We start from the raw sequence: 13,501 nt of genomic DNA on the forward strand, positions 1-13,501 counted from the left end.
CGGTTCCTCAGGATCCGGGGGATCTCATCCTCCGTCAGCTGCTGCGGCTAAACTGCGCAAACGAACCCACGCCTCGCCTGCTGAATGCCATGGAACAGATTGGCGCGCGGTGTCATGAACTGGCGGCTCTTCTCCGGTGGCGGTTTTACACTAAACTTTCCAGCCACTCGGTGAAGGCCCGCACCTTGCGGGAGAGATGGCGGTGTGGATAGAGAAGCGACAATTTACGATCCGGGGAGCTATGCTCCGGTAACACTTCAACCAGTTGGCCGCGGTCAATATAGGGCTGCAGAAAAAGATTCATCCCCTGTATTAACCCTAACCCGGCCAGGCCCGCCGCGATGTAGGCTTCGGAGTTATCCACGACCAGCTTGCCGGGCAACGTTATTTCCGCAATGCCTTCTGGCGTAGTAAACGTCCAGGGTTGAATTTTTCTGCTGTTGTTATTAATCCAGTTGATGGCCTGATGTTTGTATAAATCATCCAGCGTTTCTGGCGTACCGTGTTTTGCCAGCCAGGCCGGGCTGGCACAGGTCGTGATTTTAATGTTCCCGATTTTGCGCGCGACATAGTCACCATCGTCCAGCTCCCCCACTCGCAGCACGCAGTCCAGGCCATCGCGCAGCATATCCCGACGGCGGTCAGAGCTGCTCAGTATGATGTCGATCTCAGGATGCTGCCGATAAAAATCCGGCAGGTTGGGTATGACCCTCAGCGCCGCAAAAGCGATGGGCATATCCACCCGCAACTGACCGTGTATTGCCCGGCCAGTGCCAAACGACTCCAGTAAATCGTCCGCCTGCGCCAGCAGGGGTTTACTTCGGCGATAAAACGCCTCTCCGTCCGGCGTCAGGCTAATCCGCCGCGTTGTTCTCTGCAGCAAACGCGTGCCGCTGTGCTGCTCCAGATGCTGTAACGCTTTGGTGACCGCCGGACGGTGGATCTGCAGATTTTCCGCCGCCTGAGTCAGGCTGCCCGACTCGACAATTTCAATGAAAACTCTAATTGATTCAAAGAGATTTAGTTGCATTGGTTGTCTCTTTTGCCGTCACAGGAATGTCAGGATTGTTACTTATTTTATAACAGTGATGAATCTTTTTGGCTATTTTTCCTAACAATCTTCCGCCCTACACTCTCCTCCATTCAAACGTGAGGAATGTTCTGCTATGAAAAATAACCGTATCTGTCAGATCCTGGGGATCGAAAAGCCTGTTATTCAGGGACCGTTATCCTGGCTTACTGATGCCCGTTTAGTGGCCGCGGTCAGCAATGCAGGAGGACTCGGCGTGCTGGGGCCTAATGCCGGTTTAACCGCCGACACCGCGGTCTCCACGCCGGAAGAGACCGCCGAAAAAATGCGCGAAGAAATTCGCAAAACCAAACGGCTGACCGAAAACCCCTTCGGCGTGAACCTGATCCCCACCGCCGTTAATGACGTCTGGACCGGGCCAATTCTTAAGGTGATAAAAGAGGAAGGCGTCAGGGCCGTGGTGTATACGGGCTATGGTGAAGGCAGCATTATTCCTGCGCTGTTCAATGAGTTAAAAGAGGCGGGTATCGCCATTATCTACCGCGACATTAATCCCACGCCGGAGAACACCCTTCTGGCTGAAGAAATGGGGGCAGACATTATCGTCGCCACCGGTTTTGACGAGGGCGGGACGCTACCCGCAACGGCGCTGGGTACCTTTTCCATCGTGCCGCTGATTGCCGATGCCGTGAAGCATGTTCCGGTGATGGCGGCGGGCGGTATTACCGATCGCCGCACCGCCAGAGCGGCGCATGCGTTAGGTGCGGAAGGCGTGTTTGCCGGTTCGGTCTTTATCAGTACCGTAGAAAGCCGCGTGCCGCAGGAGGTCAAAGAGAAAATTGTTGCCGCCAACGGCCTGGACCTGCTGCTTTTCCGCACCGTCCCTCACTACTATCGTTCTCTCCCCGGCAAGCTGGCGGATAAACTGGCGGCGATGGATAAAGCTGGCGCAAGCAATGAAGCGCTGGGCAAGGCGATGGGAGGATTGCGGGGCCTGCGCCTGGGCATGCTGGAAAATAACACCGATGAAGGTTATATCGCGCTCGGCACGGGGATCGGGAATATCCGCAGCGTGAGAAGCGTGGTCGAGGTTGTCGATGCGTTAACGGTTGAGTAAGCCCTTAACCCTGATGCTATGGACGCTGCACAGAAGCGGCGTCCGTAAACCGTCTTCGGCTCTTTGTCACACATAGCCGCCTTTCATCTCGCCACCGGTAAATCCGAGTACCGCGTCGTATAGGCCGGTGACAGCATCTCGCGCTTCATCGCCCAGGCTTTCTCAATCCCCTGCCCGGCAAACCATATTTTCCCTTTGCCGGAATGATTTAAGCTGTCGATGGTTTCCATCAGCGCCGCGCTGTTGGCGCTCGGGCGGTTATCGTCAAACAAATTCAGCTGGGCAACGCCGCTGCTGAAAAAGTCTGCCAGCATCACCCCCGCTTTCATATAGCGATATCCGTCAAGCCAGATACGCCCCAGCGCCTCCGTGGCGGCACGGATGATATCGCGCGAATCATTGGTGGGCGTCATCAGGGTGACGGAAGCCTGATTGCCGTAATAAATTTCGTTGTCGGCATGCGGGCTGGTGCGCACAAACACGCTGATAAAGCGGCAATACTGATGCTCGCCACGCAGTTTTTCCGCAGCACGTTCTGCATAGGCGCAAATGGCCTGATGCATCTCCTCGTACTGCGTAATACGGTGTCCAAACGAACGACTACAGATAATTTGCTGCTTCGTGGGAGTAAACTCTTCCAGATCGAGGCAGGGCTCACCTCGAAGCTCGCGCGCCGTGCGCTCCATTACCACGTTAAAATGTTTGCGGATGACCCAGGATGACGCTTCCGCCAGCTCCAGCGCCGTGGTTATCCCCATCGCGTTAAGCTTTTTCGTGATGCGTCGTCCTACGCCCCACACCTCCTCCACCGGAACCTTTGCCAGCAGCTTACGCTGCCGTCCACGATCCGAGAGATCGACCACGCCACCGGTGGCTGACCACCGCTTCGCCGCATAGTTGGCCAGCTTCGCCAGCGTTTTAGTCGGCGCAATCCCGACGCCCACACTTAAGCCTGTGTTTTTAAAGACCTGCGTACGCATCTGATGACCGAATGCTTCCAGCGAGATGCAGTTGCTGACACCCGAAACGTTCACAAATGCTTCATCGATGGAGTAGATCTCAATGGCCGGCGCGAGATCGGTCAGCGTCTGCATCACCCGGCTGCTGAGATCGGCATACAGCGCATAGTTGGAGCTAAAGACGTAAACCCGCGACGGATACCCCTTCTCTTTGAATTTAAAATAGGGCTCCCCCATTTTTATGCCGAACTGCTTTGCCTCCCGCGACAGCGAAATAATACAGCCGTCGTTATTGGACACCACCACGATGGGCTTACCCACCAGATCGGGGCGAAACACCCTCTCGCAGGAGGCATAGAAGCTATTCACATCAACCAGCGCGAACATGTTTATGCGTTTTGAGCGTATGAGTGACGACACCGAAGATTTGCAGCTCCTCTTCGGACTGAAAGGCGATCGGCTGATAGCGGGCATTACGCGGCAGCAGCCGCAGAACCGGGCGGGTCTGTAGCTCTTTCACCGTAAACTCGCCGCCGACCGACGCCACAACAATGTCCCCGTGCTCGGCATTTAACGAGCGGTCTACCACCAGCAGATCGCCGTCGCTAATCCCTGCGCCGATCATGGAGTCCCCGCTCACTTTGATAAAGTAGGTCGCACTGGGGTGCCTGACCGCCAGCCGGTTAAGATCGAGACGATCCTCCACATAATCCTGCGCAGGGCTTGGAAAGCCACAGGCAACACGCTCAAGATATAAAGGTAATTCAATAAGTTGCTTTGGATGATAAGAAAAGAGAGTGTCCATAAATGCCTTTCCCGCCAGATACTGTATATAAACACAGTATTACGGATTACGGCACAGGATCAAGGTCATTTCCGACAAAGACCGCAAACGCGTTGAAGTTTGAGCGGATTTAATTTAGCAACCTCTCCTGCTGGCGATCGCAGATGGGCCAACCAAAAGTCATAAAAAAGTCACTAACCAACACTTTAAAATCACTTCATGTGAAAAAAGATCATTAAATCACTATAGAAACACTATCAATTGACTTACACATAAGAATGACGCATATTTTAGGGCACGAATTATCAAGACTTTTGGAGGACGTTTTCTATGCCAGCCCGTGACTATCCCGACAAGCGAGTTGCCCGCGGTTTAGCAAAGGAGGCCGATCTCAGGATGTTGAGCGCCCGCATTGAGCCTGACCTGATGGAATACATCAGAATCACCGCCTTTGAGACGCGAAAAAGCAAGCAGGAAATTGTGGCAGAAGCGTTAGCGCTTCACAGACAGAAAAGTCAATGCGGAGTCTGAGCAGGCAAAGCCTGGAAGTGTCCTTCCGGCTTTGCCCATGCTGTGATTAACCCATCAGCGCATTCAGTTTTTCAAGTGCTTCAGGCGGCAATTGCACCTCTCCCGCCGCGAGGTTTTGCCGCAGATGCGCCACGGATGACGTGCCGGGGATCAGCAGGATGTTCGGCGACCGTTGCAGCAGCCATGCCAGCGCAACCTGCATCGCCGTTGCGCCCAGGGAATCCGCGACGGCCTGCAGGCCGGTGGACTGCAGTGGCGTGAAGCCTCCCAACGGGAAGAACGGCACATACGCAATCCCCTGCTGCGCCAGTAAATCCACCAGCGCATCGTCGCCGCGGTTCACAATGTTGTACATGTTCTGCACGCAGACGACCTGCACCATCTTCCGCGCTTCCGCCACCTGCGTGGCCGTGACGTTGCTCAGGCCAATGTGGCGTACCAGCCCCTGCTGCTGTAATTCTGCGAGGGTGGAAAGCGGTTCAGCAATCGATCCTTCTGCCGGGCCGTGTGCGCTAAACATGATCCGCAGGTTCACCACGTCCAGCACATCCAGCTTCAGGTTGCGCAGGTTGTCATGCACCGCCTGGGTCAGCTCCTGCGCGGAAAAGGCCGGCAGCCAGGCCCCTTTGTCATCGCGACGGGCACCGATCTTGGTGACGAGGGTGAGATCGTCCCGGTAAGGATGAAGCGCCTCGCGGATCAGCTGGTTCGTCACATGCGGCCCGTAAAAATCGCTGGTATCGATATGATTCACACCCGCCGCCACGGCTTCGCGCAGCACGTCCAGCGCGGCCTGTTTATCCTTCGGCGGGCCAAATACGCCCGGCCCGGCAAGCTGCATTGCCCCGTAGCCCAGTCGTTTCACCGTTCGCGTTCCGAGCGCGTACGTCCCGCTTTTATCAATGCTGCTCATGTTAACCTTCCTCATAAAATGATCCGGATTTACAACAGGTTCCTGACCGAAGCCCTAAGTTAAGCGCGAGTTAAATTAAAGTTTAAATTCTATACGACGATAGTATGGGTGTACCTCTGCATCTTTTCTAACGGACGACCGCTATGCTGAAAAATCTGCACGTGATTACCGGAATTATCTTTGCCCTCACCATATTCTGTCTGCTGCAAGTTGTCACGGGAGGGTTGTTCTACTCTGCCGTCAGCAACGATCGCCATAACTTCCAGAACTCCGGCGTGCTGAATGCCCAGCAGGAAAGCCTGAGCGACAGCGTGAACACGCTGGTGAAAACGCGCGTTACCGTCACTCGCGTGGCAATCCGCTACCTGAAGAACCAGCGCGACCCGGCATCCCTTGCCGCGATTAACAAACTGCTCGGCACCGCAGGCGACTCGCTGGCTAAAGCTGAAGCCTATAACAAAGAATGGCAGAAAATGCCGCAGGTTAACGGCCAGAATGCGGCGTTAACCGACGAGATGCAGAAGTCATGGAATCAGATGCACGAGGTGATGCGTTTGTCGATTGAGTATCTGCGTGCCGACAACTACCAGGCCTATGGCGATCTGGACGCTCAGCAGGCCCAGGACGACATGGAAGCGGTCTATAACCGCTGGCGCGCCGAGAACAACACGCTGCTGAAGGCGGCAACCGAAGAGAACCAAAGCAGCTTCACGCAGATGCAGTGGACGCTGGCAGCCATTTTCCTGGCCGTTATCGCCGTGCTGGTGGTGATCTGGCAGGGTTTACAGCACCTGCTGTTAAAACCGCTCAACGCCATCATGAACCATATTCGCGCCATTGCGGGAGGCGATCTGACGCAGGATATCACCCTCTCTGGCCGCAATGAGATGGGTCAGCTGGCGGCTGGCCTGCACGAGATGCAGCAGTCGCTGGTGATGACCGTCAGCGCCGTACGCGGCAGCACCGACTCCATCTACACCGGCGCGGGTGAAATTGCCGCAGGGAGCAACGATCTCTCCGCCCGCACCGAAGAGCAGGCCTCCTCGCTCGAAGAGACAGCCGCCAGCATGGAAGAGCTGACCGCAACGGTTAAACAGAACTCCGATAACGCCCGTCAGGCGACGCTGCTGGCGAAGAATGCCTCTGAAACAGCGGCTCGCGGCGGCCACGTCGTGGATAACGTGGTGCGCACCATGAACGAAATTGCCGACAGTTCGCAGCAAATCGCTCATATTACCGGCGTGATTGACAGCATTGCATTCCAGACCAACATTCTGGCGCTTAACGCCGCGGTGGAAGCCGCACGCGCAGGCGAGCAAGGCCGCGGGTTTGCGGTTGTCGCCGGTGAAGTCCGTACGCTGGCCAGCCGCAGCGCGCAGGCGGCGAAAGAGATCAAAGGGCTTATTGAGAACTCCGTCAGCCGGGTGAACACCGGTTCTGAGCAGGTCAGCGAAGCGGGCGCGACTATGAAGGAGATTGTCGCCGCCGTCACCCGCGTCACCGATATCATGGGCGAGATTTCGTCCGCATCGGATGAACAGAGCCGCGGAATTGAGCAGGTGAGCCTGGCCGTGTCGCAGATGGACAGCGTGACGCAGCAAAACGCCGCGCTGGTGCAGCAGTCCGCCACGGCGGCAGCGGCGCTGGAAGATCAGTCCGAACAGCTGCGTCAGGCCGTGGCCGCGTTTCGTCTGAACGGTAAAGCAAACGCCACCGCCCCGCGCCCGGCCAACGTTAAAACGCCGCAGCTGCTGCGTCCGGCAACGGCTAACGCCACCCCCGACAGTAACTGGGAAACCTTCTAAGCCTCAGGCGGGCGAAGATATCGCCCGCTAACGGCTGCGCTTGGCGTGCCGTTCCCAGTTCTCCTGCTTCGCGTCGTCAGATTTTCGCAGGGAAACATAGCAAGCCCCGCTGCCGCCGTGATGCGGCAGCGCCACGCAGAACGCCTGCACTTCCTCGAACTCGGTTAACCAGCGTGCCAGATAGCTACGCACCACATTAGGATGCGAATTTTGCTCGCGCCCTTTCCCGTGGATGATGATGAGGTTACGTAATCCGTCACGACTGGCCTGGCGAATAAAGGAATACAGCATCTGGCGGCAGCGTTCAGCGGGCTGACGCAACAGATTTAAGCTGGCCTGTCGGGAGTATTTACCCGAACGCAGCTTATCAATAACGCCCTGCTGGACGCCTTCGCGCTGGAACGCCAGCGGCTCGTCAAGCGGCAATAGCTCAAGGAAACCCAGGGTCAGAAAGTTGTCGAGCTGTTCGGTATCGATGTCCTGGCGAGCCCGGGTATTACGGCTTTGCTGCCAGTGGATATCGGTGCAGCGTTTCAGGGGCTGGACATCCTCCATGGCGTCAAGAAAAAGGGATTTGTCGTCAGGGTTCATGGAAATCCTCCGGCTACATCTGGGCTTGTACTATACCTGCGCCAGACAGGTGTCTCAATAACCCTTAGAAGATGAGGCACGAGATAAATATTAACCCGATGAATATATATAGTCATTATAAAATGCACTTAAACCTGACTTAACTAAAACCCCAGCAAGAGTAAAATAGGTGATTTGCGTTAAATTTTTCTAAAATCAGTCATTCACCTTCCTTTCATTTTTCGGGAAAGGTGTTATAACTAAATTTACCTGCCTCATGGATATAATACCCAGGACTTGCGAAAGGACGCACTGCTGTGTGTACTATAGGGTCTGTCTGATGTCGGGCAGACTCTGTTTTTTTATTATGCGACACTCACCCTGAAATTATTTTTCTCGCTTCCCTTCTGAATTGCGTAATTAATGATTCGGCAAGCGGAGTTTGACGAGAATCCCGGCGCTGAATTAAATAATATGCGGCTTTTGGAAGCGACTCGGCAACCGGCAGAATGACCAGACGGTGCGCCAGCAGCGGATCACAGCCTAACTCCTGCGGAAGGATACTTAAAAAATCACTTTGCGCAACAAGGCTAATGCAGGAAGAAAAGGTTTCGCACACTACGCCAATCCGCGGTATTTGCGAGCGGTGGCTAAATAGATCTTCTAATTGCTTATAATAACTTCCCCGCGGCGTTGGCATTGTCCAGTTATAATGCAGCAGATCGTTAATGGATGTTGCCCCTGTCGCCGGATGCCCTTCCCGGCAAAATACCGCAAATGGTTTTTCGAAGAGTTTTTCAAACGTAAACTCATGGTCGTAAGGCCCCTGATAATAGGTGTTGATGGTGAAGTCAAGTTCGCCCTGGCGTAATTCATTGATCATCGACACCAGCTGCCCTTCCATAATTCGCACTTTAACCTGCGGGTGCTGGGCGTGAAAACGGGTGATGACGGCGGGCATCAGGCTGCGTGACACGCTGGCCCCCATCCCGATATTGATCTGCCCGGCCAGATCCCCCTGCCGCTGGCGAATGTCATCCTGCGCCGCACGCAGCTCTTCCAGAATCAGCCTGGCGCGCTGGTAAAACCCTTCCCCGCACTCGGTCAGCGCAACGCCTTTACTCCGGCGAACAAAAAGCTGCGCCGCCATGCCCTCCTCCAGCTCTTTGATGGATTTGGTCAGCGCCGGCTGCGAGAGATTCAGCGTCCGGCTGGCACCGCGAATGCTGCCCTGACGCGCCACTTCAACAAACGCCCGGATTTGATGAAATTTAATCTGAAATGACATAGCCCAACCGATAACCATTGTTTATCAGAGTAAAGAAACTGTCATCTACTTTAATGGAAAGGGATGTGCGAGGGTAATTCCTGAACGGTTAAAACTGTGAAAAAACGGTTAGTGATAAGTAAAAACTATCACAGCGTGAAGCAGTTCACATTTTTTAATGATGACAGGAACAGATATGGACACACTGGCGCAGTACATCCAGACATTAGCCCCCCAGCTGATCGCATGGCGTCGCGATTTTCACCATTTTGCGGAATCCGGCTGGGTAGAGTTCCGTACCGCCGCAAAGGTTGCGGAAATCCTTGACTCCCTGGGCTACGAACTGACGATGGGTCGCGACGTGATCGATGCCGAAAGCCGTATGGGGCTGCCCGATGACGCTACCCTTTCGCGAGAGTTTGCCCGTGCGCGGTCACAGGGCGCGCCTGAGAAATGGCTGGCACCGTTTGAAGGCGGATTTACCGGCATTGTGGCGACCCTGAATACCGGACGACCGGGCCCGACGCTGGCGTTTCGCGTCGACATGGATGCCCTTGATTTAAGCGAAGCCCTCGACGACAGCCATCGCCCGTTCCGCGACGGTTTTGCCTCCTGCAACGCGGGAATGATGCACGCCTGCGCGCACGACGGCCACACTACCATTGGCCTGGGGCTGGCAAAGGTGCTTAAGCAGAACGAAGCGCAGCTCAACGGTACCGTCAAGCTGATTTTCCAGCCTGCCGAAGAAGGCACCCGCGGCGCGCGCGCCATGGTCGCCGCCGGGGCGCTGGACGGCGTGGACTATTTTACCGCCATCCATATTGGTACCGGCGTCCCCGCCGGAACGGCGATCTGCGGCAGCGATAACTTTATGGCAACCACCAAGTTCGACGTGAACTTTACCGGCGTTGCCGCACACGCGGGCGGCAAACCGGAGGATGGACGTAACGCCCTGCTTGCCGCCGCGCAGGCCGCCCTCGCCCTGCACTGCATCGCCCCGCACAGCGAAGGCGCTTCCCGCGTCAACGTCGGCGTGATGCAGGCGGGTAGCGGCCGCAACGTGGTGCCCGCAAATGCACTGATTAAGGTTGAAACCCGCGGCGAAAGCGAAGCAATAAACCAGTATGTCTTTGAACGCGCGCAGGCTGTCATTACCGGCGCGGCCGCGCTCTATGGCGTGAGCGCGGAGATGCGCCTGATGGGGGCCGCCACCTCCAGCGCACCGACGCCGGCCTGGGTTGATTACCTGCGTGAACAGGCGAGCCAGGTATCGGGAATTGTGCACGCAATCGATAAAGTGAAAGCGCCAGCAGGCTCTGAAGACGCCACGCTGATGATGGCCCGCGTGCAGCAGAACGGCGGCATGGCATCGTATATGGTGTTCGGCACGGATTTGAGCGCCGGACATCACAACGAAAAATTCGACTTCGATGAGCAGGTCATGGCTGTCGCCATTGAAACGCTGGCGCGAACTGCGCTCAATTTCCCGTGGACGCGAGGTGTGTAATGCAGGAGAACTACGCTTTTATTGCCGATGCCATCGACACGCGATGTCAGACGCTAACCGATATTGCCGACGCAATTTGGGATCATCCCGAAACCCGCTTTGAAGAGTTCTGGTCCTCCAGACGGCTCGCTGACGAACTGGAAGCCGAGGGCTTTACGCTGACCCGCGAGGCAGGCGGTATCCCAAACGCGTTTATCGCCAGCTTCGGCAGCGGAAAACCGGTTATCGCTCTGCTGGGCGAGTACGACGCGCTGGCCGGGCTAAGCCAGCAGGCGCACTGCGCGACGGCGCAATCCGCCACGCCGGGGGCGAACGGCCACGGCTGCGGGCATAACCTGCTGGGCACCGCGGCGCTTGCGGGCGCGGTGGCGGTAAAAAGCTGGCTGGAGCAGCACGGCGGCAGCGGAACGGTGCGTTTTTACGGCTGTCCCGGTGAGGAAGGCGGCTCCGGGAAAACATTTATGGTACGTGAAGGTCTGTTTGATGACGTTGATGCCGCCGTCACCTGGCACCCGGAGGCCTTTGCCGGGATGTTTAACGTCAGCACGCTCGCCAACATTCAGGCGGCCTGGCGTTTTCACGGCGTGGCGGCGCATGCGGCCAACTCGCCCCATTTAGGGCGCAGCGCGCTGGACGCCGTGACGCTGATGACCACCGGCACCAACTTCCTTAACGAGCACATCATAGAGAAAGCGCGCGTCCATTACGCCATCACCGACACCGGCGGGATTTCGCCCAACGTGGTGCAGGCGCAGGCTGAAGTGCTGTACCTGATCCGCGCCCCGGAGATGGCCGACGCGCAGCAGATCTACCAACGCATCGAAAAAATTGCCCAGGGCGCGGCGATGATGACCGAAACCACCGTGGAATGCCGCTTTGATAAGGCCTGCTCCAGCTACCTGCCAAACCGCACGCTTGAGGCTGCGATGTACCGCGCGTTGCAGCACTACGGCACGCCGGAGTGGACCGATGAAGAGCGCGACTTTGCCCGCGAAATCCGCGCCACGCTGACGCCCAACGATCTGCAGAACAGCCTGAAAAACATTGCCGCCACGGGGGGAGAAGCAGGCAAAGCCTTTGCCCGCCGCCATCAGGAGACGCTGCTGGTGGATGAAGTCGCGCCCTATGCCATCACCGATAACGTGCTGGCGGGTTCAACGGACGTGGGTGACGTCAGCTGGAAAATGCCGGTCGCCCAGTGCTTCAGCCCCTGCTTTACCGTCGGCACGCCGCTGCACACCTGGCAACTGGTGGCGCAGGGACGAACCTCCATCGCCCACAAAGGCATGCTGCTGGCCGGGAAAGTGATGGGCGCAACCGCGCTCAATCTGCTGCAGGATGCAGACCTGCTGAAAACATGCCGTGAAGAGTTCGAACAACAAATAGAAGAAAAACCGTACGCGTGTCCGATCCCACCGGGCGTGACACCGTCACCTTTAAAATAAAAAAACACAACACAACAACACAACACTCCCGAGGAACGCCCATGAGTATGTCATCCATACCTTCGCATTCCCCATCCGGTAAGCTCTATGGCTGGGTTGAAAGGATCGGCAATAAAGTGCCGCACCCTTTCCTGCTGTTTATCTATCTGATTGTGATTTTGATGGTTGCCACCGCCGTGCTCTCGGCCTTTGACGTCAGCGTGCGCAGCCCGGCAGACGGCAGCCTGGTGGCGGTGAAAAACCTGCTCAGCGTTGACGGGCTGCACTGGTTTTTACCGAACGTGATCAAAAACTTCAGCGGTTTCGCTCCGCTGGGGGCCATTCTGGCGCTGGTGCTGGGCGCCGGGCTGGCTGAACGCGTGGGCTTGTTACCCGCACTGATGGTAAAAATGGCGTCCCACGTCAGCGCGCGCTACGCCAGCTACATGGTGCTGTTTATCGCCTTCTTTAGCCACATTTCATCCGATGCCGCGCTGGTGATTATGCCGCCAATGGGGGCGCTGATCTTCCTCGCCGTCGGGCGCCATCCCGTGGCGGGTCTGCTGTCGGCCATTGCGGGCGTGGGCTGCGGCTTTACCGCCAACCTGCTGATCGTCACCACCGACGTGCTGCTCTCGGGCATCAGCACGGAGGCGGCGAAAACCATTGATGCGGCCATGCACGTCAGCGTGATCGACAACTGGTACTTTATGGCCAGCTCGGTGATTGTCCTGACGATTGTCGGCGGGCTGATTACCGATAAGATCGTCGAACCGCGTCTGGGCAAATGGGAAGGCCGTAGCGATGAAAAGCTGGAGACGCTGAGCAAAGAGCAGCGCTTCGGCCTGCGCGTGGCCGGGCTGGTCTCGCTGGCGTTTATCGCGCTGGTGGCGCTGATGGTGGTGCCGGAAAACGGCATACTGCGCGATCCGGTTAAGCATACCGTCCTGCCGTCGCCGTTTATTCAGGGCATCGTGCCGCTGATTATTCTCTTCTTCTTTGTCGTTTCGCTCGCCTACGGTATCGCTACCGGCAAAATCCGCCGTCAGGGCGATCTGCCGCAGCTGATGATCGAGCCGATGAAAGAGATGGCGGGCTTTATCGTGATGGTATTCCCGCTGGCGCAGTTTGTGGCGATGTTTAACTGGAGCAACATGGGCAAGTTTATGGCCGTGGGCCTGACCGACGCGCTGGAGGCTGCCGGATTAAGCGGCGTACCGGCGTTTGTCGGGCTGGCGCTGCTATCATCCCTGTTGTGCATGTTTATTGCCAGCGGCTCCGCCATCTGGTCAATTCTGGCGCCGATCTTCGTGCCGATGTTTATGATGCTCGGTTTCCACCCGGCGTTTGCCCAGATCCTGTTCCGCATCGCGGACTCCTCGGTGATCCCGCTGGCGCCCGTCTCACCTTTCGTTCCGCTGTTTTTAGGCTTCCTGCAGCGCTATAAGCCCGAGGCCAGACTGGGTACCTACTATTCGCTGGTTTTACCCTACCCGCTTATCTTTTTAGGGGTATGGCTGGTGATGCTGGTGGCATGGTATCTTGTCGGCCTGCCGATTGGGCCGGGGATATACCCGAGGCTAAATTAAAGGAT

Annotated in this window: 12 protein-coding genes and 1 pseudogene; 7 read left to right on the forward strand and 6 right to left on the reverse strand. The window is 56.7% G+C overall.

Going from position 1 to position 13,501, the window contains the following annotated elements; translation table 11 throughout:
* Positions 1 to 29 precede the first annotated feature (29 nt).
* A pseudogene (locus tag INF77_RS23495) lies at positions 30 to 212 on the forward strand (hypothetical protein); the annotation flags it as partial.
* Here INF77_RS23495 and INF77_RS15820 read toward each other — a convergent pair.
* Positions 146 to 1,030 (reverse strand): LysR family transcriptional regulator, encoded by an 885-nt coding sequence (locus tag INF77_RS15820; protein WP_193531794.1) that lies wholly within the window; start codon positions 1,028 to 1,030, stop codon positions 146 to 148. The pseudogene INF77_RS23495 and the gene INF77_RS15820 sit on opposite strands and share 67 nt — an antisense overlap.
* Positions 1,031 to 1,166: 136 nt before the next feature.
* Here INF77_RS15820 and INF77_RS15825 point away from each other — a divergent pair, with 136 nt between their 5' ends.
* On the forward strand, positions 1,167 to 2,147 hold the full coding sequence (locus INF77_RS15825) for a nitronate monooxygenase family protein (RefSeq protein WP_193531793.1): 981 nt from the start codon (positions 1,167 to 1,169) through the stop codon (positions 2,145 to 2,147).
* Positions 2,148 to 2,230: 83 nt separating this feature from the next.
* Here INF77_RS15825 and umuC read toward each other — a convergent pair whose 3' ends face one another.
* Together umuC and umuD are read right to left on the reverse strand one after the other, a co-directional pair.
* Positions 2,231 to 3,493 carry a translesion error-prone DNA polymerase V subunit UmuC gene (gene umuC / locus INF77_RS15830; RefSeq protein WP_193531792.1) on the reverse strand — a complete coding sequence of 421 codons (1,263 nt, stop codon included), beginning with the start codon at positions 3,491 to 3,493 and terminating at the stop codon, positions 2,231 to 2,233.
* Complete coding sequence (gene umuD / locus INF77_RS15835; RefSeq protein ID WP_028012955.1) at positions 3,477 to 3,911, reverse strand: translesion error-prone DNA polymerase V autoproteolytic subunit; 435 nt, start codon at positions 3,909 to 3,911, stop codon at positions 3,477 to 3,479. Before umuD ends, umuC begins: the two co-directional genes overlap by 17 nt.
* Before the next feature lie 309 nt (positions 3,912 to 4,220).
* Between umuD and INF77_RS15840 the strand changes: the two genes are divergently transcribed.
* Positions 4,221 to 4,421 carry a hypothetical protein gene (locus INF77_RS15840; protein WP_028012954.1) on the forward strand — a complete coding sequence of 67 codons (201 nt, stop codon included), beginning with the start codon at positions 4,221 to 4,223 and terminating at the stop codon, positions 4,419 to 4,421.
* 46 nt (positions 4,422 to 4,467) lie between these two features.
* Here INF77_RS15840 and INF77_RS15845 read toward each other — a convergent pair whose 3' ends face one another.
* The gene (locus INF77_RS15845; RefSeq protein ID WP_028012953.1) at positions 4,468 to 5,334 is read right to left on the reverse strand and encodes an aldo/keto reductase family oxidoreductase; all 867 of its coding nucleotides are present in this window, start codon (positions 5,332 to 5,334) and stop codon (positions 4,468 to 4,470) included.
* A 143-nt stretch (positions 5,335 to 5,477) separates the two neighbouring features.
* Here INF77_RS15845 and INF77_RS15850 point away from each other — a divergent pair, with 143 nt between their 5' ends.
* Entirely contained in the window at positions 5,478 to 7,139 is a 1,662-nt protein-coding gene (locus INF77_RS15850) for a methyl-accepting chemotaxis protein (protein WP_193531791.1), read from the forward strand.
* Between the two features lie 27 nt (positions 7,140 to 7,166).
* Here the strand turns inward: INF77_RS15850 and smrA are convergent, their stop codons facing one another.
* Positions 7,167 to 7,730, reverse strand: coding sequence for a DNA endonuclease SmrA (gene smrA, locus INF77_RS15855; protein ID WP_045630204.1), 564 nt, complete (start codon positions 7,728 to 7,730; stop codon positions 7,167 to 7,169).
* 355 nt (positions 7,731 to 8,085) lie between these two features.
* The gene (locus INF77_RS15860; protein ID WP_045261470.1) at positions 8,086 to 8,997 is read right to left on the reverse strand and encodes a LysR family transcriptional regulator; all 912 of its coding nucleotides are present in this window, start codon (positions 8,995 to 8,997) and stop codon (positions 8,086 to 8,088) included.
* A gap of 175 nt (positions 8,998 to 9,172) precedes the next feature.
* Here INF77_RS15860 and INF77_RS15865 point away from each other — a divergent pair, with 175 nt between their 5' ends.
* Genes INF77_RS15865 through abgT form a run of 3 tightly spaced genes read left to right on the forward strand, consistent with a single transcriptional unit; the run spans position 9,173 to position 13,496 of the window.
* Positions 9,173 to 10,483, forward strand: coding sequence for a M20 family metallo-hydrolase (locus INF77_RS15865; RefSeq protein WP_193531790.1), 1,311 nt, complete (start codon positions 9,173 to 9,175; stop codon positions 10,481 to 10,483).
* Positions 10,483 to 11,928 (forward strand): M20 family metallopeptidase, encoded by a 1,446-nt coding sequence (locus tag INF77_RS15870; protein ID WP_045261472.1) that lies wholly within the window; start codon positions 10,483 to 10,485, stop codon positions 11,926 to 11,928. The genes INF77_RS15865 and INF77_RS15870 overlap by 1 nt, the downstream gene beginning before the upstream one ends.
* Before the next feature lie 41 nt (positions 11,929 to 11,969).
* On the forward strand, positions 11,970 to 13,496 hold the full coding sequence (gene abgT / locus INF77_RS15875; RefSeq protein ID WP_045261473.1) for a p-aminobenzoyl-glutamate transporter: 1,527 nt from the start codon (positions 11,970 to 11,972) through the stop codon (positions 13,494 to 13,496).
* The last annotated feature ends 5 nt before the right edge of the window (positions 13,497 to 13,501 follow it).

It is taken from the genome of Enterobacter cloacae complex sp. P1B, assembly GCF_014982345.1.
Classification (GTDB): domain Bacteria; phylum Pseudomonadota; class Gammaproteobacteria; order Enterobacterales; family Enterobacteriaceae; genus Enterobacter; species Enterobacter bugandensis.